We start from the raw sequence: 22,024 nt of genomic DNA, 5'->3' as shown, positions 1-22,024 counted from the left end.
CCGGTCCGTGACCAGGAGGCCTCGACCACCATGAACGCCCAGCCGAACGCGGGACGCCCCACCGGCGCCTCGACCCTCACCGAGCTTGAGCTGGCCAGCCCCTTCGAGAACCGCCACATCGGCCCCGACGACGCCGCGCAGCAGAAGATGCTGGCGTCCATCGGCTACGGCTCGCTGGACGAACTCGCCGCCACCGCCGTTCCCGAGGCGATCCGCTCCATCACCGGCCTGGACCTGCCCGGCGGCCGCAGCGAGGCGCAGGTGCTCGCCGAACTGCGCGAGCTGGCGAGCCGCAACCAGGTGCTCCAGCCGATGATCGGCCTGGGCTACTACGGCACCTTCACCCCGCCGGTGATCCTGCGCAACGTCATGGAGAACCCGGCCTGGTACACCGCCTACACGCCGTACCAGCCGGAGATCTCCCAGGGCCGCCTGGAGGCGCTGCTCAACTTCCAGACCCTGGTCTCCGACCTGACCGGCCTGCCGACCTCCGGCTCCTCGCTGCTCGACGAGGGCACGGCGGCCGCCGAGGCGATGGCGCTCGCCCGCCGCGTCACCAAGGTCAAGGGCGGCGTCTTCCTGGTCGACGCCGAGACCCTGCCGCAGACCACCGCGGTGATCAACACCCGCGCGGTGCCGACCGGTGTCGAGGTCGTCGTCGCCGACCTGTCCGAGGGCATCCCGGCCGAGATCGCCGAGCGCGGCGTCTTCGGCGTGCTGCTCCAGTACCCGGGCGCCACCGGTGTGGTCCGCGACCTCACCCCGGTCATCGAGCAGGCGCACGGCCTCGGAGCGATCGTCGCGGTCGCCGCCGACCTGCTGGCGCTGACCCTGCTCGCCTCGCCGGGCTCGCTCGGCGCCGACATCGCCTGCGGCACCTCGCAGCGCTTCGGCGTGCCGATGGGCTTCGGCGGCCCGCACGCCGGCTACCTGTCGGTGCGCGCCGAGTACGCCCGCTCGCTGCCCGGCCGCCTGGTCGGCGTCTCGGTCGACGCCGACGGCAACCGCGCCTACCGCCTGGCGCTGCAGACCCGCGAGCAGCACATCCGCCGCGAGAAGGCCACCAGCAACATCTGCACCGCCCAGGTGCTGCTCGCCGTCATGGCCTCGATGTACGCCGTCTACCACGGTCCGGACGGCCTGGCCGACATCGCCCGCCGCACCCACCGCTACGCCGCCGCCCTCGCCGAGGGCCTGCGGGCCGGCGGCGTCGAGCTGCTGCACGGCGAGTTCTTCGACACCGTCACCGCCGTCGTCCCGGGCCGTGCCGCCGAGATCGCGGCCGCCGCCCGCGCCAACGGCGTCAACGTCCACCAGGACGGCGCGGACCGGATCTCGGTCTCCACCGACGAGACCACCACCCGCGAGCACCTCGCCGCCGTCTGGGCCGCGTTCGGCGTCCCCGCGGTCGAGGTCGCCGAGGGCGCCGACGCGCTGCCGGCCGCGCTGCTGCGCCAGGACGAGTACCTGACCCACCCGGTCTTCCACAGCCACCGCTCGGAGACCGCCATGCTGCGCTACCTGCGCCGCCTGTCGGACCGGGACTACGCGCTGGACCGCGGCATGATCCCGCTGGGCTCCTGCACCATGAAGCTCAACGCGACCACCGAGATGGAGGCCGTCACCTGGCCGGAGTTCGGCCAGCTGCACCCCTTCGCGCCGATCGAGCAGGCCCAGGGCTACCTCAGCCTGATCCGCGAGCTGGAGCGCCAGCTGGTCGAGGTGACCGGCTACGACGCCGTCTCGATCCAGCCGAACGCGGGCTCGCAGGGCGAGCTGGCCGGCCTGCTGGCCGTCCGCGCCTACCACCACGCCAACGGCGACACCCAGCGCGACGTCTGCCTGATCCCGTCCTCCGCGCACGGCACCAACGCGGCCTCCGCGGTGATGGCCGGCATGCGCGTGGTCGTGGTGAAGACCCTGGTCGACGGTGACGTGGACGTCGAGGACCTGAAGGCCAAGATCGAGCAGCACCGGGACAGCCTCTCCGTGCTGATGGTCACCTACCCCTCCACCCACGGCGTGTACGAGACCCAGATCACCGACATCTGCGCCCTGGTGCACGAGGCCGGCGGCCAGGTGTACGTGGACGGCGCCAACCTGAACGCCCTGGTCGGCCTCGCCAAGCCGGGCAAGTTCGGCGCGGACGTCTCGCACCTGAACCTGCACAAGACCTTCTGCATCCCGCACGGCGGCGGCGGCCCGGGCGTCGGCCCGGTCGCGGTGCGCGCCCACCTGGCGCCGTACCTGCCGAACCACCCGCTGCAGCCGGAGGCCGGTCCGGCCACCGGGGTCGGCCCGATCTCGGCGGCGCCGTGGGGCTCGGCGGCCATCCTGCCGATCTCCTGGGCGTACGTCCGGCTGATGGGCGGCGAGGGCCTCAAGCGCGCGACGCAGGTCGCGGTGCTGAACGCCAACTACATCGCCAAGCGGCTGGCACCGCACTTCCCGGTGCTCTACACCGGCCCCGGCGGGCTGGTCGCGCACGAGTGCATCATCGACCTGCGCCCGCTGACCAAGGAGACGGGCGTGACGGTGGACGACATCGCCAAGCGCCTGATCGACTACGGCTTCCACGCGCCGACGATGTCCTTCCCGGTGGCCGGCACGCTGATGATCGAGCCGACCGAGTCCGAGGACCTGCACGAGATCGACCGGTTCTGCGACGCGATGATCGAGATCCGGGCCGAGATCGACAAGGTCGGCTCGGGCGAGTGGGCGGCCGCGGACAACCCGCTGCGCAACGCCCCGCACACCGCCGCCGAGCTGGCCGGCGACTGGGCGCACGGCTACTCGCGGCAGGAGGCGGTCTTCCCGGCGGGCGTGAACCCGGCGGACAAGTACTGGCCGCCGGTCAGCCGGATCGACGGCGCGTACGGCGACCGCAACCTGGTCTGCTCCTGCCCGCCGCTGGAGGAGTACGGCGTCTGATCCGGACCGGACGTACGGCAGGGCCCCGACGGCACGTACCGTCGGGGCCCTGCCCGTTGTCGTCGTTCGGCGGCTGCCCCCGCCGGTGCGGTCAGGCCGCGCGGGCGACGGGGCGGCGCGGCGCGATCACCCGGCCGTCGGGCAGCAGCTCTCCGGTGTCCTCGAACAGCACGACGCCGTTGCAGAGCAGGCTCCAGCCCTGCTCCGGGTGGCAGGCCACCGTGACGGCCGCCTCGCGGTCCTCGGACTCGGCCGACGGGCACTCAGGACGGTGCTGGCACATACGTACCCTCGCTTCGCTCTGCGATCCTCCCCCGTGGTGCGGCCGCCGGCGGAGCCGTCGGGAGCCGCCGCGGTAGCCGGATCCTGTCCGCGCGCCGACCAGGTGTGGACCGGCGCTCAAGTGGGTAGGACAGGTGGTCCTTCCACGCTGGTTCCCAGTGTCGGCATCTACGGTCGCGCGCGCAGGGATTTCGTGACATGCGCCACAACTCCCGGGTAGAGATCACCCGTTCAGGCGGGTCCGGCGGGAAACGGCGCACCGATGGGTCAGCTGCGGCATGGCCCGAGGAGGTCAGGGCGGATGGCCCGTCCGGGTGGTTCGGGCGGGCGAGGGCGACGCGCACGCTGCCGGGCCGCCGGGTGGTGGCCCGGCGGCCCGGCGGCGTGGGGTCGGCTCAGGAGGAGCCGAGCAGCAGTGGCTTGGCGAGCGGTGCCCGGGCGAGCAGCGGCAGCAGCTCGCCGGCCGGGTAGGCGCGGTGCGCGGTGACGCCGAGCGGGGCCGGGGCCAGCGGGATCAGCTGGTCGGCGGCCGGGTCGGCGTCGGGGCCGTGCAGCCACAGTGCTGTCGCGTACTGCCCGGGGAAGGTCAGCAGCCGGGGCTGCTGGCGGGACCGGGAGCCCTGGGCGAGCTGCCAGGCCTGGCGCAGCGCCCGGACCGTCGAGTCGAGGTAGGGGCCGGCGGTGAAGTGCGAGAAGGTGTGGCCCTCGACGGCCTGGACGACCTCCGCGGCGGCGGCGACCTCGGCGCCGTCCTTGATCAGGAATCGCCAGCCCGTCCGGCGGGCGGCGCGCAGCTCCGGGCGCGGCCCGTCCAGGACGTGGACGGCGAGCGGGTGCGCGGGGAGCAGCGGGCCGACCGGATGGCGCAGTGCTGCGGCGGCGGGTTGGCGCAGCGCGGTCTCCGAGTCGAGTGCGGCCAGGACGGCGCGCAGGGCGCTCGGCGGGGGCTGGGGGGTCTGCAGAGTCATGGCGGGGTCCGCCTCTCCGTGCGAGATCGGCGTGCGAGTGCGGCATACCGGCGTGGCGCGGCGTGTCATCGGTGACGGGACCTGGCCGTGTCCGGTTGTGCATGATCGCGGTGCCGGCGCGGTCGCCGCCGTCGACGAGGGTTTCGAGGCGGAGCGGGCCGGCCGGAGCGCAGTGCGAATTCTATCGAACAGGTGCGCAGGGTGACCTGTTTATCACAGGCGGTGGCGCCGGGCAAGTCGGCAGATCTGCTGAATATCCGTCAGTTTCCTTGCATTGCAAGCCAGTACGAGCATTCGGGTATCGATCTTCGAGGTGGGCATGATGCTTGCACGGTCGGGTCGGCCGGTGTCTCAGGAGGAGGGGACCGTGGGCGAGAAGGTCGTGGCGACTCGGGCTGATCTGGCGGACCGGCAGCTGTACCGGCGCAAGCTCCAGGCCTGCCTCGACGCGCTGGGGCGGATGCTGCGCGAGGACCGGTTCGACCGGCCGCGGGCGGTCATGGGCCTGGAGATCGAGCTCAACCTGGCCGACGAGGACGGCCTGCCGGCACTGCGCAACGCGCAGGTGCTGAGCGCGATCGGCTCCAGCGACTTCCAGACCGAACTGGGCCAGTTCAACGTCGAGGTGAACATCGTGCCGCACCGGCTGTGCGGGCACGTCTTCGAGGATCTGCGCGAGGAGCTCGAAACCGGGCTGCGCTACGCCGACCGGCGGGCCGCCGAGGCCGGTGCCCGGATCGTCATGGTGGGGATCCTGCCGACCCTGGAGCACGGTCACACCGGCCTGGACGCGATCTCCCACAACCCGCGCTACAGCCTGCTCAGCGACCAGATCCTGGCCGCCCGCGGCGAGGACATCGCGCTGGACATCGAGGGCGTCGAACACCTCCAGCTGGAGACCATCACCATGGTGGCCGAGGCCGCCGCGACCTCCCTGCAACTGCACCTTCAGGTGACCCCGGAACGCTTCTCCTCGGTGTGGAACGCGGCCCAGGCGATCTGCGGGGCGCAGCTCGCGCTCGGCGCCAACTCGCCGTTCCTGTTCGGGCGGGAGCTGTGGCGGGAGACCCGTCCGGTGCTGTTCCAGCAGGCCTGTGACACCCGTACGGCGGAACTCAAGGCGCAGGGCGTCCGGCCGATCACCTGGTTCGGCGAGCGCTGGGTGGACTCGGCGTACGACCTGTTCGAGGAGAACCTGCGGTACTTCCCCGCCCTGCTGCCGATCTGCGACGACGAGGACCCGCTGAAGGTGCTCGCCTCCGGCGGCGCGCCCCGGCTCGCCGAGATGCGGCTCCACAACGGCACGATCTACCGCTGGAACCGGCCGGTGTACGACATCGCGGGCGGGACCGCGCACCTGCGGGTGGAGAACCGGGCGCTGCCGGCCGGGCCGACGGTGGCCGACACGCTCGCGAACGCCGCCTTCTACTACGGGCTGGTCCGGGTGCTCGCCGAGCAGCCCCGGCCGGTCTGGACCCGGCTGCCGTTCGAGCGGGCCGACGAGAACTTCCGGCAGGGCGCCCGCTACGGCATCGACGCGGTGTTCCAGTGGCCGAGGGCGGGCCGGGCGGGCCGCGGCGGCGGGCTGACCACGGTGTCCGCCGTCGACCTGGTGCTCAACGAACTGTTGCCGATGGCCCACCAGGGCCTGGACGAGTGGGGCGTGGAGCCCGCCGACCGGGACCGCTACCTGGGGATCATCGAGCAGCGCTGCCTGCGCCGCACCAACGGCGCGGCCTGGCAGAGCGCGACCTTCCACCGGCTGCGCGAGCAGTACGGGATGGACCGCCCGGCCGCGCTCGCCGCGATGACCAGGCGCTACATCGAGCACATGCGCACCGGCGAGCCGGTGCACACCTGGCCGGTCGGGTAGCCGGACCGCTGTGTCAGGATGATCGCTCCGGCGGTCGGCCGACGGCCGGAGCGACGCCCGCCACGCTGGAGCCCCCGTGACCACCCTCCCGACCGCACCGGAGACCGCGAAGCCCACGCGCCGGCTGCTCGGCGTGGAACTGCTGATCGTCCTCGGACTCTCCCTCGGGGCCAGTGGCGTCAGCGCGCTGATCAGCTTCGCGGCCTCGCTCACCGAACCGATCCAACTCGGCCAGCAGGTCGCCACGTTGAACGGCTCGCGGGCGCCCGGCCGGCCCTGGCTGGACCTGGTGTGGCAGCTGTACTACATCGGGCGCGGGCTGATGCCGGTGGTGCTGGTCGGGTACCTGCTGGTGCGCGAGGGCGCCGCGCTGCGGGTGCTCGGCTTCGACCTCGGGCAGAAGCTGCGCGACCTCGGCCGGGGCGCCGCCGTGGCGGCCGCGATCGGCGGCTCCGGGCTGGTGCTGTACCTGGCCTCGCAGGCGGCGGGCTACAACCTGACGGTGGCGCCGTCCGGGCTGCCGGACGTGTGGTGGCGGATCCCGGTGCTGGTGCTCTCCGCGTGGCAGAACGCCGCCCTGGAGGAGGTCGTCGTCCTCGGCTACCTGCTGCGCCGGCTCGGGCAGCTGGGCTGGTCGTGGCCGGCGGCGGTGGTGGCGAGTTCGGTGCTGCGCGGCTCGTACCACCTGTACCAGGGGGTCGGCGGGCTGGTCGGCAACATGGTGATGGGGGCGGTGTTCTGCCTGCTCTACCGGCGCTGGGGGCGGGTGATGCCGCTGGTCGCGGCGCACGCGTTGATCGACACGGTGGCCTTCGTCGGGTACGCGCTGCTCGCCGGGCACGTCAGCTGGCTGCCGACCCCCTGAGCGGGAGGCGGCCGGCCGGGGTGCGCGGCGGCCGGGCGAGCAGGCGGTCGACGTGCCGGCGCTCCAGGCCCGGGCCCGGGTCGATCGGCAGCAGCAGGCGGTCGCGGCGCCAGAGGGAGTTGCGGACCAGCCGCGGCGGGATGACGTCGTCCACCCAGGCGAACGGGCGGCCTGCGGCGTAGCGCAGCAGCGGGGCCCACTTGCGGGCCGAGAGCAGCTCCATCAGCGGGACGCGCGGGTCACCGGGCTGCGGGACGTCGCCGGTGAAGCGGACCAGCGGGAGGGCGGGCAGGCCGATCGCCGGGGCGATGTGCGCATTGGCGTGCTCCTCCCAGGTGGTGGCCCACACGAGTTCGTAGGTGCCGGCCAGCTCGCGCAGCCAGGCGCCGTGCCGGGCGGAGAGGAGCACCGAGTAGCCGAGCAGGGTGTGGGTGTCGAACCCGGCGTCCGGGTGCGGGCAGACCGGGTTGAGCACCCCGTCGACGTCCAGGAACAGCAGCGGCTTCGGCACCAGTGGCCCCCAGAGACGGTGGTGTGACTTACCTGGTCGGACGAACCTGGCGTACCAGTGGTTGCGTACGGCCGGGCGCACGCGGGGCGCACGGGGCGCTCACGGCGCGGCCACCGGCTCGGCGGCGGCCACCGGTGCGTCGACGGTGCTCCTGCGGGCCAGCCGGCGGACCTGAGGCTCCAGCAGCACGACCGCGCTGAGCACCAGGCAGACGACGGCGCAGGCCCACAGCGCGCCCGAGAGGCCGAGCACCGTGGCCGCCGGGCCGGCCAGCGCGATGCCGATCGGGGACAGCGAGAAGGAGCCGAGCTCGTCGTACGCGGCGACCCGGGAGAACATCTCCTCGGGGATCTCCTGCTGGAGCGCGACCATCCAGTTGACGCCGAAGACGGTGACGCCGACCCCGGACAGGAACATCGCGAGGGCGAGCAGCGGCAGCGGCGCCTCCGCCGCCAGCGCCAGGGCGGGCACGCCGAACAGGAACACCCCCCAGTTGCCGACCAACAGGATCCGGCGGGGCCGCCAGCGGGCCATCAGCACGCCGGTCACCACCAGCCCGACGCCGTAGGCGGCCATCGCCAGGCCCCAGTCGGACGCCCCGCCGAGGCGCTCCTTGGCGACCGTCGGCCCGTACACCGATTCGACCGCGCCGATGCAGGCGACCAGGACGGAGAACTGCGCCACGACCACCCAGAGCCAGCGGCGGGAGGCGAACTCCCGCCAGCCCTCCCGCAGATCGCGCAGCATGCTGTGGCCCTGCGGGGCGGGCGCCTGCTCGGCCTCCAGGAAGAACCGGAGCGAGGCGGCGACCAGGAAGCAGGCGCCGTCCAGGGCGAGCACCCAGCCGGGGCCGACGGCGGCGGTGAGCGCGCCGCCGAGCGCGGCGCCGCCGATCTGGGAGGCGTTCTGGCCCATCCGGAACACCGAGAAGGCCCGGGCGGCGTGCTCCGGGGCGACGGCCTGCAGCATCATGCCGCCGGAGGCGGGGGAGTAGAGCGCGTACCCGGCGCCGCCGGCGGCGGAGAGCAGCATCAGCTGCCAGAGCCGGATGTCCCCGGCCAGCACCAGTGCCGCCAGGACGACCTGGGACAGGCCGCTGAACAGGTTGGCGGCGACCATGAGGTGGTGCCGGGGCATCCGGTCGGCGAGGGCACCGCCGACCACCAGGAGCAGGACGGTGGGCAGCAGCCGGGCGGCGGTGACGTAGCCGACCTCGGACGTGGTGCCGCCGTGGCCGAGCACGGCGAAGGCCGTGGCGATGGGGGCACCGGCGTTGCCGAGGCCGCTGACCACGGTGGCGGCGGTCTGGATGCGGAAGTTGCGGCTCGCCCAGGCGAGGCGGCGGGGGCGCGGAGGTCGGGTCGGCACCTGGAGACTATGGCCGCGGCTCGTACGGCTGTCCAACGGGTTTTCACGGCTGGGACGGGCTCAGCCCAGGTGGCCCCAGAGGAAGGTGAGGGTGCGGCGCCAGGCGGTCGCGGCCTGGAGCGGGTCGTAGGTGCCGAGCGGGTTCTCGTCGTTCATGAAGGCGTGGCCGGCCGGGTAGAAGTGGATCTCGGGGCGGACGTCGGTGGCCTCGCCGATCCGGATCGCGGCCTCGTCGACGGCGGCCATCGGGATCGAGCCGTCCAGTTCGCCGTAGTGCCCCAGGACGTGGGCGGTCAGGCCCCGGTAGTCGAAGTCCGGGTCGGGCGGGAGGCCGTAGAAGGGCACCACCGCGGCGACCCGGTCGCCCTCCCGGGCGGCCAGCAGCAGGGCGAAGCCGCCGCCCATGCAGAAGCCGACCACGCCGACCACGCCGACCGCGTCGCCGACCACGCCCTCCAGGGCGAGCAGGTGGTCGACGGCCCCGGAGAGGTCCTCGACGGCCCGCTCGACCGGGAGCTCGCGGGTGAGCCGGGCCGCCTCGGTGCGGTCGTGGGTGGTGGCGCCGCCGAACAGGTCGGGGGCCAGCACGGTGAAGCCCTCGGCGGCGAACCGGTCGGCCATCGTCGCGACGTGCGTGGTGAGGCCCCACCACTCCTGCACCACCACCAGGCCCGGCCCGACGCCCTGGGGCGGGCGGGCCAGGTACCCGTGCGCGGTGCGGCCGTTGCTCGGGAAGGCGACGTTCTGCCGGGAGCCGCCCTGGTCAGGCATGGGTTCCTCGCGGTGGGTCGGGCCGGATGCGGCGGGGACTCGACGGGGGCGGGCTCAGCCCATCTCCTCCAGGGCGCGGCCCTTGGTCTCCTTGATGCAGAAGGCCACGAACGGGATGGAGAGCAGCGCGAAGGCCGCGTAGATGACGTACGTCGCCGACAGGTTCCAGTCGGCGAGGTCGGGGAAGCTGACGGTGATCGCCCAGTTGGCGATCCACTGGGCCGAGGCGGCGACGGACAGCGCGAGCGCGCGGATCCGGTTGGGGAACATCTCGCCGAGCAGGACCCAGACCACCACGCCCCAGGAGAAGGCGAAGCAGAGCACGAAGACGTGCGCCGCGACCAGGGCGACGGTGGCGTGGGTGTTGTCGAGCGTGGCGGTGTCACCCGTGCCGTGCCGGTACGAGAACGCCCAGGCGGCGGTGCCCAGCGCGAGCGCCATGCCGATCGAGCCGGCCAGGGCGAGCGGCTTGCGGCCGATCCGGTCCACCAGCGCCATCGCGATCACCGTGCCGATCACGTTGATGATCGAGGTGGAGAGGCTGATCAGCAGCGAGTTGGACTCGTTGATGCCGACCGACTGCCAGAGGAACGAGGAGTAGTAGAAGATCACGTTGATGCCGACGAACTGCTGGAACACCGAGGCCCCGATGCCGACCCAGACGATCGGCAGCAGGCCGAACCGCCCGCCGAGCAGGTCCTTGAGCCGGGGCTTGTGCGAGGACTCCAGCACCGTGCGGATCTCCGCGACCCGGGCGTCCAGGTCGACGTCCTCGCCCTCCACCTCGCGCAGCACCTTGCGGGCCTGATCCTCCCGGTGGTCGGCGATCAGGTAGCGCGGCGACTCCGGGATGGCGAGCGCCATCAGCCCGTACACCAGGGCCGGGATGGTCTCCACGCCGAGCATCCACTGCCAGGCCTGGATGCCGCCCAGGTGGCCGGTGGACTCGCCGCCGGCGGCCTGGTTGATCGCCCAGTTGGCGAGCTGGGAGACGGTGATGCCGAGCACGATCGCCATCTGCTGGAAGGACGCGAGCCGGCCCCGGTAGGCGGTCGGCGCGACCTCGGCGATGTAGGTGGGCGCGATCACCGAGGCGATGCCGATCGCGATGCCGCCGACCACGCGCCAGGTGGCGAGCACCTGGATGCTCGGCGGGAACATCGAGCCGATGCCGCTGATCGCGAACAGGGTGGCGGCCAGCAGCATGGTGCGGACCCGGCCGAGGTGGTCGGCGAGCCGGCCGGCGGCCACCGCGCCGGCCGCCGAGCCGAGCAGCGCGATGGCCACCACGAAGGCCGTTTCGCCGTTGCCCACGGCGAAGTGCTTCTGGATGCCCGTCACCGCACCGTTGATCACCGCGCTGTCGTAGCCGAACAGGAACCCGCCCATCGCGGCGGCGGCGGAGATGAAGATGACGTGCCCGAGGTGGGCCTCGCCCGCCCGATGGCTGTTGAGTGTGGACAAGCGCGCTCCCCGAGGTGGACGGGCCCGCTCTGACGGCCGAGTGGGCAGGACTCGTCTCACATTCGAGCAGCGACGGGGCCGCCCTGCTCGAATTGGAGGCCGATCGGGTGATCCGGGGTCAGTCACCCGCGGTGTGATGGGCCGTTCGCGCCGGGAGCGTGAACGGTCGGACGCGCCCCACGGTCAGCCGGCGCGCCTGCCGGGCCAGTTGACGTGCCCCCCGGTCACTCGGTGCGTCCCGGTCAGCCGACGCGCCGCTGGTGCCGGCGCAGCAGTTGGGTGCGGGCGGCGGCGTCCTGGTCGCGCCGGGGGTGCGGGGCGTTCGCGCGGTCGGCCTCGCGCTCGGCCAGCCGGTCGGCGATCGCGTGCTGGGCGTCGGCCGGCTTCTTGTCGTCGTACTTGAACTTGGCCCGCACCTCGCGGACCGTCAGGCGGAGCCCGCGCAGGCCGGGGAGCAGCCGGGAGAACTCGCCCTCACCGGGCACCACCCGGGTGTCCGGCGTCTCCGGCTGGAAGTGCGCCAGCTGGCGGTTGAGGATCTCCGCCTTGCCCGCCGCGGACTCGACGAGCTCGGCGGTGCAGTGGAAGTGGACGGAGGCGTAGTAGCTGGTGGGCGTGCCCGGCTCGCCGCGCCAGTGGCCGGGCGCGAAGGCGTAGCCGTCGGTGACCGCGAGGGTGACCTGCGGGTCGGCCCGGACGGCGGCCAGCAGCGGGTTGGGCGCGGCGAGGTGGAGCAGGATCTCGCCGCGCCCGGCGTCCAGCAGGAAGTGCGTCGGGACTAGCACCGGGCCCTCGCCCGGTCCGCCGTTGGCGGCGAGCAGGCCGAAGTCGCGGCCCTCGGCCAGCCAGGCGCGCCACTCCTGTTCGTCGCCGCGGTCCCAGGATCTGATCAGCATCGGCGGGCCCTCCGTCAGCGGGGGTAGCCGCGCAGGTGCGCGGGCAGCGGGACGGTGGTGGAGGCGGCCGGCTCGGGGGTGCCGTGCACGGTGGTGACCGGGATCAGGCCGGACCAGTGGGGCAGGTCGAGGTCCTCCGGGTCGTCGTCGGCGCCGTCCGCGCGGGTCTTGGCCGAGACCTCGTCCAGGTCGAGCCGGAGGACGGCGGTGGCGGCGAGTTCCTTGGCGTTGGCCGGGCGGACGTCGGCGGAGCGGCCGGGGATCGCGTGGTCGACCAGCGCGGCCAGCGCGACGTCCAGCTCCTCGGGGTCGGTGACCTGGTGGGCGGTGCCGTGCGCGATGACCGAGCGGAAGTTGACCGAGTGGTTGAACGCGGACTTGGTCAGCACCAGCGCGTCGACCAGGGTGACGGTGAGGCAGACCGGCAGGCCCTGGTCGGCGGAGGCGTTGCGCAGCGGACGGCTGCCGGTCGAGCCGTGGACGTACAGCCGGCCGCCGACGCGGGCGTAGATGGTCGGCAGGACGACGGGGGCGCCGTCGGCGACGAATCCGAGGTGGCAGATGTACGCGTGGTCGAGGATGTCGTGGATCGCCTCCTGCTCCCAGGTGGCGCGGTCCTTGTAGCGGGTGGGGGTGGTGCGGGGGGTGCGGGAGTAGCTGGCGGAGCCTTCTGAAGGGGCCGACATGACAACCTCTATGTACTAGTGCATAATTTACTTTGTGCTAGGAGACTATCCGCTGAAAGGGCGACGCGCCAGCGAAATCGCGTCCCACATCGAACAGGGCGTGAGCACCGGGCGCCTCGCCCCCGGAACCGCGCTGCCCCCGCTGCGCGACCTCGCCGCCGAACTCGGCGTCAACCCCAACACCGTCGCCGCCGCCTACCGGCTGCTCCGCGACCGCGGGGTGATCGAGACCGCCGGCCGCAAGGGCAGCCGGATCCTCCCCAGGCCCGCGCTCACCCCGCGCGACCAGATCCGCGTCCCCGTCCCCCCGCACGCCCGCGACCTGTCCGGCGGCAACCCCGACCCGGCGCTGCTGCCCGACCTCGCCCCGGTCCTCGCGGCCGCCGCCGGGGCCGCCCACGCCGAGCCCGTCCTGTACGGGCACCCGGCCGTCGACCCCGGGCTGCTCGCGCTCGCCCGCGCCTCCTTCGAGGCCGACGGCCTGCCCGGCGGCCCGATCGCCGTCGCCTCCGGCTCGCTCGACACCATCGAGCGCATCCTCGCCATCCGGCTGCGCCCCGGCGACGCCGTCGCCGTCGAGGACCCGGGCTGGGGCAGCCTGCTCGACCTGCTGCCCGCGCTCGGCCTGCGGCCCGCGCCCGTCCGGCTGGACGACGAGGGCCCCCTGCCCGACTCGCTCGCCGCCGCGCTGGCCGAGGGCGCCCGTGCGGTGGTGGTCACCAGCCGGGCGCAGAACCCGACCGGCGCCGCGCTCACCGCCCGCCGGGCCGAGGAGCTGCGGGCCGTCCTGGCCGAGCACCCCGGCGTGCTGCTGATCGAGGACGACCACGGGCACGGCATGGTCGACCAGCCGTACCACTCGCTGGTGGGCGCCGGCGCGCGGCACTGGGCCGTGGTGCGCTCGGCGGCCAAGGCGTACGGCCCGGACCTGCGGCTCTCGGTGGCCGTCGGTGACCAGGACACCATCGGGCGGGTCACCGGGCGGCTGCGCCTGGGCGCCGGCTGGGTCAGCCACCTGCTCCAGCGGGCCGTCGCCGAACTGTGGCGCACCGACGCGGTGCCGGTCGCCCGGGTGGCCGGCGTCTACCGGGCCCGCCGGAACGCGCTGCTCGGCGAGCTCGCCGCGCGCGGCATCGAGGCGCACGGCGAGAGCGGGCTGAACGTCTGGGTGCCGGTGTCGGACGAGACCTCCGTGCTGGTGGCGCTGGTGCAGCGCGGCTGGGTCGCGGCGCCCGGCGCGCGCTACCGCGTCCAGTCCCCGCCCGGGCTGCGGCTCACCGTGGCCCAGTTGGAACCGGCGGACGCGCAGCGGCTGGCCGAGGACCTGGCGGCCGTGCTGGGGGCGGGCGGGGCCGGTTCGCGGCTGGTGTGAACCGGGCCGCGCCGGTCCGGTTCGACCCGTGCGCTCCGCCGGTCTGAACCCGGTGCTCCGCTGGTCTGAACCCGGCGGTAACAAAGCGGGAAACCTGGTGCAGATACCTAGCGGTAACCAGTGCGGGCATGTCATGTTCATCGCGCCACCGGCCGGCGGCGCACCCTCACCTAGGCGTCTCCCCGTCCCCACCGCACGGGGAGACCGAGCCGCAGGAGTTCCGCCGTGCCCGAAAACAGTTCGAGCATCACCCGCAGCGCCCCTCGACTCCGCCGACGGCTGCTCACCGCGGCCCTCGCCCTCCCGCTGGCCGCCGGCGGTCTGATGGCCGGCGGCCTCGCCACCGCCGCGTCGGCCGCCGCGGCCCCCTCCGTACCCCTCGCCGCACCGGGCGGCCCCACCGCCAGCGTCACGCTCGGCGACAGCTACATCTCCGGCGAGGCCGGCCGCTGGATGGGCAACGCCGCCGGCACCAGCGGCAGCCGGGCCGGTACCGACCGCGCCTGGAACGGCAGTTCCGCCGACGCCTCCCGGATCTACGGCCCCACGGCCGCGAGCGGCTGCGACCGCTCCGACGTCGCCGAGGTGCTCAGCGCCTCCACCGGCGCGCAGAACGAGATCAACCTGGCCTGCTCCGGCGCCGTCACCGCGAACATCTTCCGCGCCGCCAACGGCGGCCAGACGCTCAAGGGCGAGGCCCCGCAGGCCGACCAACTCGCCACCGTGGCACGGCAGAACAGCGTCAAGCTGATCACGCTGTCGATCGGCGGCAACGACCTCGGCTTCAGCGGCATCATCTCCAACTGCGTCCAGGACTACCTCATCTGGTACTCCTACTGCCACGACTCCGCGCAGTCCTCGATCGACTCGAAGATGCCCACGGCGATGGCCGGCGTCGGCAAGGCGATCGACGAGATCCGCGCGGTGATGGCCGGGGCCGGCTACGCGCAGGGGGACTACCGCCTCGTCCTGCAGTCCTACCCCTCGCCGATCCCGCGCAGTGCCGAGATGCGCTACCCGGAGAGCGGCTGGACCCGCTCGAACACCGGCGGCTGCCCGTTCTGGGACGGTGACGCCGACTGGGCGCGCGACTCGATGGTGCCGCAGATCTCCAAGTCGCTGGCCGGGGTCGCGGCGTCCAAGGGCGCCCAGTTCCTCGACCTCTCCGACATGCTGCAGGGCCGCGAGGTCTGCTCGACGGCCACCCGGCAGCCGACCGCCACCGCCGGACCGTCCGCGACCACCAGCGAATGGGCGCGCTTCCTGGACGGCGGCCTCAACTCCACGCAGGGCGTGCTGCAGGAGTCGATGCACCCCAACTACTACGGGCAGCAGGCGCTCGGGCGCTGCCTGACCCTGCTGTGGGGGCAGAGCAGCGGCGACTACGCGTGCCGCAACACGGCGGGGCAGGACGCGGGCGGGATGTACCTGGCGGCGCGGTGACGTCGTGACACCGGGACGTTGTGACGCTGGGTTGTTCCGGCGCGCGGCTGTCGTGACGCCGTGATGTCGTGACGCTGGGCTGTTGTGACGCGATGCCCGGTGCCCGTTTCCGGATCGGTTCCGGAGGCGGGCGCCGGGCGGCTCAGCCCTTGGCGAGCAGGGCCTGGGCGTGCGCCCGGACCTGATCCTTCGTCAAGTAGGAGTCGGTGTACTCGAAATCGCGCATCCGGGCGGGCTGGCGGGCGAGGAAGCCGGTCCGGACGAAGTCGTCCCCGGCAGTCGCGTTGAGCAGCCAGTTGGCGCCCACCCGGAACTTGGCCGCGTTGGTGCGCATCGCCATCAGGTGGTAGCCGCGGGCCACCAGCTGGGCCGGCACTCCGTGCAGTTCCACGCCGAGCGGCTTGGACACCGCGTCCTTGCCACCCAGGTCGACCACCAGGCCCAAGTCCTTGTGGTAGTAGGGCTCCAGAGGCTGGTTGCGGAGCGCGGCGATCACGTTGCCGGCCACCACGCGGCCCTGCCGGGCGGAGTGCTGGGCGGTCGGCGGGCAGACCGCGCCGTCGCCCTTGGCGAGGTCCGGCACGGCGGCCGCGTCGCCCAGCGCGAACACGCTCTCGAACTGCGGCACCCGCATCTCCGCCGTCACCGCGAGCCGGCCGCGGACCGTCTCCGCGTCCAGCGTGCCGATCAGCGGGCTCGCGGCCACCCCGGCGGTCCAGATCAGCGTGCGGCAGGGCAGTACTCGGCCGTCGGTGAACTTGACCGACTCGGCGCCGACTTCGGCCACCGAGACGCCCAGCGACACCTCGATCCCGCGGCCGCGCAGCACCTCCAGAGCGGCCAGGCCCAGCGCGTCGCCCAGCTCCGGCATCAGCTTCGGGGCGATGTCGATCAGGTGCCACTTGATCTGCCGGGCGTCCAGGCGCGGGTAGCGGTGGGACGCGGCGGTGGTCAGGCGTTGCAGGCAGGCGGCCGTCTCGGTGCCCGCGTAGCCGCCGCCGACGACCACGAACTGGAGCCGGGACTCGCGCTCCCGCTGGTCCAGGGTGGCCGAGGCGAGGTCGAGTTGGGCGATCACGTGGTCGCGGACGTAGGCCGCCTCGGCGAGCGTCTTCATCCCGCGGGCGTAGTCGGTCAGGCCGGGGATGTCGAAGGTGCGGGTGACGCTGCCGGGGGCGAGGACCAGGTAGTCGTACTTCTGCGCCACCACCTCGTCGGTGATCTTGCGGACCACGCACACCTTGGAGGCCGGGTCCACGCCGATCGCGCCGCCCGGAACGATGTGGGTGCGGCGCAGCGTGCGGCGCAGGGAGACCGCGACCGACTGCGGGGTCAGCACGCCGGCCGCGACGTGCGGCAGCAGGGGCAGGTAGAGCTGGTAGCTGAACGGTGTGACCAGCGAGATCTCGGCCTCCGACGGCGCGAGCTTGCGTTCGAGTCGACGGGCGCACTCCAGGCCGGCGAAGCCGCCGCCCACGATCAGGATCCGAGGTCGTTCCATCGCTCATCCCTTTGCCGTGCAGGTCGTAACCGCGAAGGTCCCCATTGCTGTCCGCCACACTCGCACGGAGCAGCGGGGGCTGCCACCGGGGTGGGGCGGATGGTGGAGGGGTGGGACGGGGCGTACGGAGGGGAGGAGGTGACGGGTCGGCACCGATAGGCTGTCGGGCGTGCTCCCCGAGGTGACGGCGGTCCGTTATGTGACGCCACTGCGAGAAGGCGGCTCGATGCCGGGCCTGGTCGAGGCCGACGACCGGCGGCTGTACGCGCTGAAATGGGTCGGCGCGGCGCAGGGCCGGAAGGCGTTGGTGGCGGAGGTGCTGGCCGGGGAGTTGGGCCGGCGGCTCGGGCTGCCGGTGCCGGAGCTGGTGACGGTCGACCTGGATCCGGTGCTGGCCCGCAGCGAGCCGGACCAGCAGGTCCAGGACCAGATGCGGGCCAGTGGCGGGACCAACCTCGGGATGGCCTTCGTCAGCGGCGCGCTCAACTTCGACCCGCTCTGCTTCGAGGTGGATCCGGAGCTGGCCGGCCAGGTGCTCTGGTTCGACGCGCTGATCGGCAACGTCGACCGCTCCTGGCGCAACCCCAACCTGCTGGTGGCGACCGGCGGGCTGCGGCTGATCGACCACGGCGCGAGCCTGATCTTCCACCACCACTGGGCGGGCGCCGCCGCCTGGGTGCGCCGCCCGTACGACGCCTCCGACCACGCGCTGCTGCGGGCCCGGCCGGACCTGACGGCCGCCGACAAGGCGCTCGCACCGCTCGCGGAGGCCGCGATCGAGGGCGCGGTGGCGAGGATCCCGGAGGTCTGGCTGCTGGACGAGCCCGGCTTCGACTCGCCCGAGGCGGTGCGCGCCGCGTACCGCGCCCAGCTGACCGGCCGACTGGCCGGTCCGCGCGACTGGCTGCCGGAGGTGCCCGCATGACCGAGCCGAGGACGCCCGCGCTGCCGGCCGCCGTCGAGCTGCACGACTACGAGTACGCCGTGATCCGCGCGGTGCCGCGGGTGGAACGCGGCGAGTGCGTCAACGTCGGGGTGCTGCTGTACTGCCGCCAGAACGGGTACCTGGCCGCGCGCACGCACCTGGACCAGGCCCGGCTGCTGGCGCTCGACCCGGTGGCGGACGTGAACGGGGTGCGGCGGGCGCTGCACGGGATCGAGGCGGTCTGCGCCGGGGGGCCGGAGGCCGGCCCGGCGGCGGGGGACAGTCCGGGGCAGCGGTTCCGCTGGCTGACCGCTCCGCGCAGCGCGATCGTCCAGCCGGGGCCGGTGCACACCGGGCTGACCGCGGACCCGGACCCGGAGCTGCGGCACCTGTTCGATCAGCTGGTGCTCTAAGCTCTGTCGACCGGCCGGAGGCTTCGTCGACCGGCCGATGCCGCAGTTCCGGTCAAGCCGTCGACGGTTGCCGTGGTCAAAGCTTGAGTTGCTGAAGCACTTGGCCGTACGCTGACCCCATGGGTTCGACAGCGACGACGACCGTACCGACCAACGCCGAGTTGATGGAAGCGTTGGCCGCCGTCGGCGCCGCGTATTTCCAGGACTTCGCGGCGGCCGCGGCCCGGCACGGGCTCTCCTCCTCGCAGGCCAAGGCGCTCGGCGCGGTGCAGGAGCCGGTGCCGATGCGGGCGCTGGCCGGACGGCTGGGCTGCGACGCGTCCAACGTCACCGGGATCGTGGACCGGCTGGAGTCGCTGCGCCTGGCCCACCGGGAGGCCGCCGCCGGCGACCGCCGGGTGAAGATCGTCGTGATCACGGACGAGGGCCGGGAGATCCTGAACCGCATCCGCGGCGAGATGGCCCGCACCCACCAGGCGTTCGAGGCGATGACCGACGAGCAGCGGATCGCGCTGCACTCGATCTGCGCGCAGGTCCTGCCGGTGCTGGCCGGCCGGTCCGGCGCCGCCCAGTAGGCCGCCCGGCAGCGGGCCGCCCCGCGCCCGGCGGGAATCGTCGGGCGGGCCCGGTCGGAGCCGTCCGCTCCGGCCCGGGCCGGAGCCGCCCGATGCGCCGACGTTCCGGCTGACCTCGGCTGTTAGGCTTGCGAAGCGTGAGCGCGAAGCCCCAGATCCCCAATGTCCTGGCCTCCCGGTACGCCTCGGCGACCCTGGCCCAGCTGTGGTCCCCCGAGCACAAGGTGGTCCTTGAGCGCCACCTGTGGCTCGCCGTCCTGAAGGCCCAGCAGGACCTCGGTGTCGAGGTACCGGCGAACGCCGTCGCCGACTACGAGCGGGTGATCGACCAGGTCGACCTCGGCTCGATCGCCGCCCGTGAGCGGGTCACCCGCCACGACGTGAAGGCCCGGATCGAGGAGTTCAGCGAACTCGCCGGCCACGAGCAGATCCACAAGGGCATGACCTCCCGGGATCTGACCGAGAACGTCGAGCAGCTGCAGATCCGCCAGTCGCTGGAGCACGTGCGCGACCGCACGGTGGCCGTGCTGGTCCGGCTGGCCCGCCTGGCCGCCCAGCACTCCGAGCTGGTCATGGCCGGCCGCTCGCACAACGTGGCCGCGCAGGCCACCACCCTGGGCAAGCGCTTCGCGTCGATCACCGACGAGCTGCTGGTCGCCTTCCGTCGCCTGGAGGAGCTGATCGCCCGCTACCCGCTGCGCGGGATCAAGGGCCCGGTCGGCACCGCCCAGGACATGCTGGACCTGCTCGGTGGCGACACCGACAAGCTCGCCGAGCTGGAGCGCCGGGTCGCCGGGCACCTCGGCTTCGAGAACGTGCTGATCAGCGTCGGCCAGGTCTACCCGCGCTCGCTGGACTTCGAGGTGCTCACCGCCCTCGTCCAGCTGGCCGCCGCGCCGTCCAGTCTGGCCAAGACCATCCGTCTGATGGCCGGCCACGAGCTGGTCACGGAGGGCTTCAAGGAGGGCCAGGTCGGCTCCTCGGCGATGCCGCACAAGATGAACACCCGCTCCTGCGAGCGCGTCAACGGCCTGGCCGTCATCCTGCGCGGCTACGCCTCGATGACCGGCGAGCTGGCCGGCGACCAGTGGAACGAGGGTGACGTCTCCTGCTCAGTGGTGCGCCGGGTCGCGCTGCCGGACGCCTTCTTCGCCTTCGACGGCCTGCTGGAGACCTTCCTGACCGTCCTCGACGAGTTCGGCGCCTTCCCCGCCGTGATCGAGGCCGAGCTGGACCGCTACCTGCCGTTCCTCGCCACCACCAAGGTGCTGATGGGCGCGGTGCGCGCGGGCGTCGGCCGGGAGACCGGGCACGAGGTCATCAAGGAGCACGCCGTCGCCTCCGCGCTGGCGATGCGTGCGGGCGCCCGCGAGAACGAGCTGCTGGACCGGCTGGCCGCCGACGAGCGGATCCCGCTGGACCGGGCCGGGCTGGACGCGCTGCTGGCCGACCGGCTCTCCTTCACCGGTGCGGCCGGTGCCCAGGTCGCCGAGGTGGTCCGCCAGGTGGAGGCCGTCGCCGCCGCCTACCCGGAGGCCGCCAAGTACGCGCCCGGTGACATCCTCTGACGATTCGTCAGCTGGCTGAGGGCCCTGCCGCCGATCCGGTGGCGGGGCCCTCGTCCGTGTGGACGTGGCCCGGGTCGAGCGGCGGGGTGGTGCCGCAGGCCCACTCGCAGTCCGGCTCGGCCACCGGGCGGTCCACCGGCGCGAGCACGTTGCCGCGGACGGTGGCGAAGGCCGTCAGCCCGCCGGTGACCAGCAGCCCGGCGCAGATCAGCATCGCGGTGCGGAAGGCCGAGTCCACCGCGGACGGCACCCGGTAGGCGTCGCCGCTCAGCCCGGCGAGCGAGGGCAGCGCGGCGACCGCGAGCAGCCCGGCCGCGCGGGCGGCGGCGTTGTTGACGCCGCTGGCGATGCCCGCGTGCCGGACCTCGACGGCGGCCAGCACCGTCGCCGTCAGCGGCGCGACCAACAGGGTCATCCCGCAGCCCAGCACCGTGACGGCGGGCAGCACGTCCGCCCAGTAGGAGGAGCCGGGGCCGGTGCGCAGCATCAGCAGCACCCCGGCGGCGCACAGCAGCGGACCGACGGTGAGCGGGATCCGGGGGCCGATCCGCTTGCCCAGCCGCCCGGCGCGCGCCGACAGGGTCAGCATCAGCACGGTGATCGGGACCAGGGCGAGGCCGGAGACCAGCGGGGAGAAGCCGGAGACGATCTGCAACTGCACCACCAGCAGGAAGAACACCCCGCTGAACGCCGCGTAGACGCAGAGGGTGACCAGGTTGACGGCGGTGAACAGCCGGGAGGAGAAGAGGCCGAGCGGCAGCATCGGCTCGGCGGCGCGGCGCTCGACCGCGATGAAGGCAGCGCCGAGCAGCAGGCCGATCGCGCCGGTGAGCCAGACCGCGGGGGACAGGCCCTCCCCGGCGGCGGTCAGCGCGTAGGTGATCGCGCCGAGGGCGAGCGCGGCGAGCAGCGCGCCGGGGACGTCGAAGCGGCCGACGGCGCTCTCGTTCCGGCTCTCGGGGACGAACCGGGAGGTGACCGCGACCACGGCGGCCGCGAGCGGAAGGTTCAGCAGGAAGATCCACCGCCAGCCGGGGCCGTCCACCAGCCAGCCGCCGAGGAAGGGGCCGACCGCGGCCGACACCCCGCCGAGGCCCGACCACAGGCCGACCGCCGCCGAGCGGTCGTCCGGGTGGAAGACGGCTTGCAGCATGGCGAGCGAACCGGGGGTGAGCAGCGCCCCGCCGATGCCCTGGACGGCGCGGGCGGCGATCAGCACGTGGATGGTGGGGGCGGCGGCGCAGGCCGCGGAGGCGGCGGCGAACCAGAGCACGCCGATCAGGAAGACCCGGCGCCGGCCGTACCGGTCGCCGAGCGCGCCGCCGAGCAGGATCAGTCCGGCCAGGGTGAGCAGATAGGCGTTGAGCGTCCACTGCAGGGACGCGAGGGAGGCGCCGAGATCGGTGCCGATGCGGGGCAGCGCGACGTTCACCACGGTGCCGTCGAGCATCGCCATGCTGGAGCCGAGCACCGTCGCGAGGAGGACCCAGCGTCCCCGCGAGGTGCCCAGGCGCAGTGTTCCTGCTTCGGAGGTGGCCACGGGCCGATCCTGCGCCCGTGGGGCGTACGTGACAAGGGTCACCGGGGGGTGTGTCGGTGGGTGCGCGGTGCG

General features: G+C 73.5%; 19 protein-coding genes. 9 read left to right on the top strand and 10 right to left on the bottom strand.

Going from position 1 to position 22,024, the window contains the following annotated elements; all coding sequences use genetic code 11:
* Positions 1 to 30 precede the first annotated feature (30 nt).
* Positions 31 to 2,931: an aminomethyl-transferring glycine dehydrogenase gene (gene gcvP, locus AB0O82_RS19880; protein WP_363585305.1), complete on the top strand. Its 2,901-nt coding sequence runs from the start codon at positions 31 to 33 to the stop codon at positions 2,929 to 2,931.
* 91 nt (positions 2,932 to 3,022) lie between these two features.
* Here gcvP and AB0O82_RS19875 read toward each other — a convergent pair whose 3' ends face one another.
* On the bottom strand, positions 3,023 to 3,214 hold the full coding sequence (locus tag AB0O82_RS19875; RefSeq protein ID WP_363585304.1) for a DUF5999 family protein: 192 nt from the start codon (positions 3,212 to 3,214) through the stop codon (positions 3,023 to 3,025).
* A gap of 394 nt (positions 3,215 to 3,608) precedes the next feature.
* Positions 3,609 to 4,181, bottom strand: a complete 573-nt coding sequence (locus AB0O82_RS19870; RefSeq protein WP_363585303.1) for a hypothetical protein — start codon at positions 4,179 to 4,181, stop codon at positions 3,609 to 3,611.
* Between the two features lie 367 nt (positions 4,182 to 4,548).
* Between AB0O82_RS19870 and AB0O82_RS19865 the strand changes: the two genes are divergently transcribed.
* Both AB0O82_RS19865 and AB0O82_RS19860 read left to right on the top strand, forming a co-directional pair.
* Positions 4,549 to 6,054, top strand: a complete 1,506-nt coding sequence (locus AB0O82_RS19865; RefSeq protein ID WP_363585302.1) for a glutamate--cysteine ligase — start codon at positions 4,549 to 4,551, stop codon at positions 6,052 to 6,054.
* Between the two features lie 76 nt (positions 6,055 to 6,130).
* Positions 6,131 to 6,919 carry a CPBP family intramembrane glutamic endopeptidase gene (locus AB0O82_RS19860; protein WP_363585301.1) on the top strand — a complete coding sequence of 263 codons (789 nt, stop codon included), beginning with the start codon at positions 6,131 to 6,133 and terminating at the stop codon, positions 6,917 to 6,919.
* Here AB0O82_RS19860 and AB0O82_RS19855 read toward each other — a convergent pair.
* The 6 genes from AB0O82_RS19855 to AB0O82_RS19830 all read right to left on the bottom strand — a co-directional run bounded on the left by AB0O82_RS19855 (position 6,897) and on the right by AB0O82_RS19830 (position 12,615).
* The gene (locus AB0O82_RS19855; protein WP_063350210.1) at positions 6,897 to 7,430 is read right to left on the bottom strand and encodes an HAD domain-containing protein; all 534 of its coding nucleotides are present in this window, start codon (positions 7,428 to 7,430) and stop codon (positions 6,897 to 6,899) included. The two genes, AB0O82_RS19860 and AB0O82_RS19855, sit on opposite strands and share 23 nt — an antisense overlap.
* A 99-nt stretch (positions 7,431 to 7,529) precedes the next feature.
* Positions 7,530 to 8,798: an MFS transporter gene (locus AB0O82_RS19850; protein ID WP_363585300.1), complete on the bottom strand. Its 1,269-nt coding sequence runs from the start codon at positions 8,796 to 8,798 to the stop codon at positions 7,530 to 7,532.
* A 60-nt stretch (positions 8,799 to 8,858) separates the two neighbouring features.
* On the bottom strand, positions 8,859 to 9,569 hold the full coding sequence (locus AB0O82_RS19845; RefSeq protein ID WP_363585299.1) for an alpha/beta fold hydrolase: 711 nt from the start codon (positions 9,567 to 9,569) through the stop codon (positions 8,859 to 8,861).
* A gap of 54 nt (positions 9,570 to 9,623) precedes the next feature.
* Entirely contained in the window at positions 9,624 to 11,033 is a 1,410-nt protein-coding gene (locus tag AB0O82_RS19840; protein ID WP_363585298.1) for a sugar porter family MFS transporter, read from the bottom strand.
* A gap of 242 nt (positions 11,034 to 11,275) precedes the next feature.
* The gene (locus AB0O82_RS19835; RefSeq protein ID WP_363585297.1) at positions 11,276 to 11,929 is read right to left on the bottom strand and encodes an FMN-binding negative transcriptional regulator; all 654 of its coding nucleotides are present in this window, start codon (positions 11,927 to 11,929) and stop codon (positions 11,276 to 11,278) included.
* Positions 11,930 to 11,943: 14 nt separating this feature from the next.
* Positions 11,944 to 12,615, bottom strand: a complete 672-nt coding sequence (locus tag AB0O82_RS19830) for a pyridoxamine 5'-phosphate oxidase family protein (protein ID WP_363585296.1) — start codon at positions 12,613 to 12,615, stop codon at positions 11,944 to 11,946.
* 34 nt (positions 12,616 to 12,649) lie between these two features.
* On the opposite strand from AB0O82_RS19830, the gene AB0O82_RS19825 reads away from it, so the two are divergent.
* Positions 12,650 to 13,987, top strand: a complete 1,338-nt coding sequence (locus AB0O82_RS19825) for an aminotransferase class I/II-fold pyridoxal phosphate-dependent enzyme (RefSeq protein ID WP_363585295.1) — start codon at positions 12,650 to 12,652, stop codon at positions 13,985 to 13,987.
* A gap of 225 nt (positions 13,988 to 14,212) precedes the next feature.
* Positions 14,213 to 15,430: a GDSL-type esterase/lipase family protein gene (locus tag AB0O82_RS19820; RefSeq protein ID WP_363585294.1), complete on the top strand. Its 1,218-nt coding sequence runs from the start codon at positions 14,213 to 14,215 to the stop codon at positions 15,428 to 15,430.
* Positions 15,431 to 15,572: 142 nt separating this feature from the next.
* Here the strand turns inward: AB0O82_RS19820 and AB0O82_RS19815 are convergent, their stop codons facing one another.
* On the bottom strand, positions 15,573 to 16,931 hold the full coding sequence (locus AB0O82_RS19815) for an NAD(P)/FAD-dependent oxidoreductase (protein WP_363585293.1): 1,359 nt from the start codon (positions 16,929 to 16,931) through the stop codon (positions 15,573 to 15,575).
* Between the two features lie 169 nt (positions 16,932 to 17,100).
* On the opposite strand from AB0O82_RS19815, the gene AB0O82_RS19810 reads away from it, so the two are divergent.
* The 4 genes from AB0O82_RS19810 to purB all read left to right on the top strand — a co-directional run bounded on the left by AB0O82_RS19810 (position 17,101) and on the right by purB (position 20,412).
* Positions 17,101 to 17,856 (top strand): HipA family kinase, encoded by a 756-nt coding sequence (locus AB0O82_RS19810; RefSeq protein ID WP_079136059.1) that lies wholly within the window; start codon positions 17,101 to 17,103, stop codon positions 17,854 to 17,856.
* The gene (locus AB0O82_RS19805) at positions 17,853 to 18,269 is read left to right on the top strand and encodes a DUF3037 domain-containing protein (protein WP_363585292.1); all 417 of its coding nucleotides are present in this window, start codon (positions 17,853 to 17,855) and stop codon (positions 18,267 to 18,269) included. The genes AB0O82_RS19810 and AB0O82_RS19805 overlap by 4 nt, the downstream gene beginning before the upstream one ends.
* A gap of 119 nt (positions 18,270 to 18,388) precedes the next feature.
* Complete coding sequence (locus AB0O82_RS19800) at positions 18,389 to 18,844, top strand: MarR family transcriptional regulator (protein ID WP_363585291.1); 456 nt, start codon at positions 18,389 to 18,391, stop codon at positions 18,842 to 18,844.
* Between the two features lie 137 nt (positions 18,845 to 18,981).
* Positions 18,982 to 20,412: an adenylosuccinate lyase gene (gene purB / locus AB0O82_RS19795; protein WP_363585290.1), complete on the top strand. Its 1,431-nt coding sequence runs from the start codon at positions 18,982 to 18,984 to the stop codon at positions 20,410 to 20,412.
* Between the two features lie 7 nt (positions 20,413 to 20,419).
* Here the strand turns inward: purB and AB0O82_RS19790 are convergent, their stop codons facing one another.
* The gene (locus AB0O82_RS19790; RefSeq protein ID WP_363585289.1) at positions 20,420 to 21,952 is read right to left on the bottom strand and encodes an MFS transporter; all 1,533 of its coding nucleotides are present in this window, start codon (positions 21,950 to 21,952) and stop codon (positions 20,420 to 20,422) included.
* Positions 21,953 to 22,024: the final 72 nt, after the last annotated feature.

It is taken from the genome of Kitasatospora sp. NPDC088264 (assembly GCF_040685715.1).
Taxonomy (GTDB): Bacteria; Actinomycetota; Actinomycetes; order Streptomycetales; family Streptomycetaceae; genus Kitasatospora.
Note: the sequence above shows the minus strand (reverse complement) of the source record. Positions and strands in the feature narration are given on the sequence as shown.

Excerpts from the sequence above, each read along its gene's own strand:
- gcvP (WP_363585305.1), top strand. The coding sequence starts at position 31 with ATGAACGCCCAGCCGAACGCGGGACGCCCCACCGGCGCCTCGACCCTC.
- AB0O82_RS19875 (WP_363585304.1), bottom strand. The coding sequence starts at position 3,214 with ATGTGCCAGCACCGTCCTGAGTGCCCGTCGGCCGAGTCCGAGGACCGC.
- AB0O82_RS19870 (WP_363585303.1), bottom strand. The coding sequence starts at position 4,181 with ATGACTCTGCAGACCCCCCAGCCCCCGCCGAGCGCCCTGCGCGCCGTC.
- AB0O82_RS19845 (WP_363585299.1), bottom strand. The coding sequence starts at position 9,569 with ATGCCTGACCAGGGCGGCTCCCGGCAGAACGTCGCCTTCCCGAGCAAC.
- AB0O82_RS19835 (WP_363585297.1), bottom strand. The coding sequence starts at position 11,929 with ATGCTGATCAGATCCTGGGACCGCGGCGACGAACAGGAGTGGCGCGCC.
- AB0O82_RS19830 (WP_363585296.1), bottom strand. The coding sequence starts at position 12,615 with ATGTCGGCCCCTTCAGAAGGCTCCGCCAGCTACTCCCGCACCCCCCGC.
- AB0O82_RS19815 (WP_363585293.1), bottom strand. The coding sequence starts at position 16,931 with ATGGAACGACCTCGGATCCTGATCGTGGGCGGCGGCTTCGCCGGCCTG.
- AB0O82_RS19805 (WP_363585292.1), top strand. The coding sequence starts at position 17,853 with ATGACCGAGCCGAGGACGCCCGCGCTGCCGGCCGCCGTCGAGCTGCAC.
- AB0O82_RS19800 (WP_363585291.1), top strand. The coding sequence starts at position 18,389 with ATGGGTTCGACAGCGACGACGACCGTACCGACCAACGCCGAGTTGATG.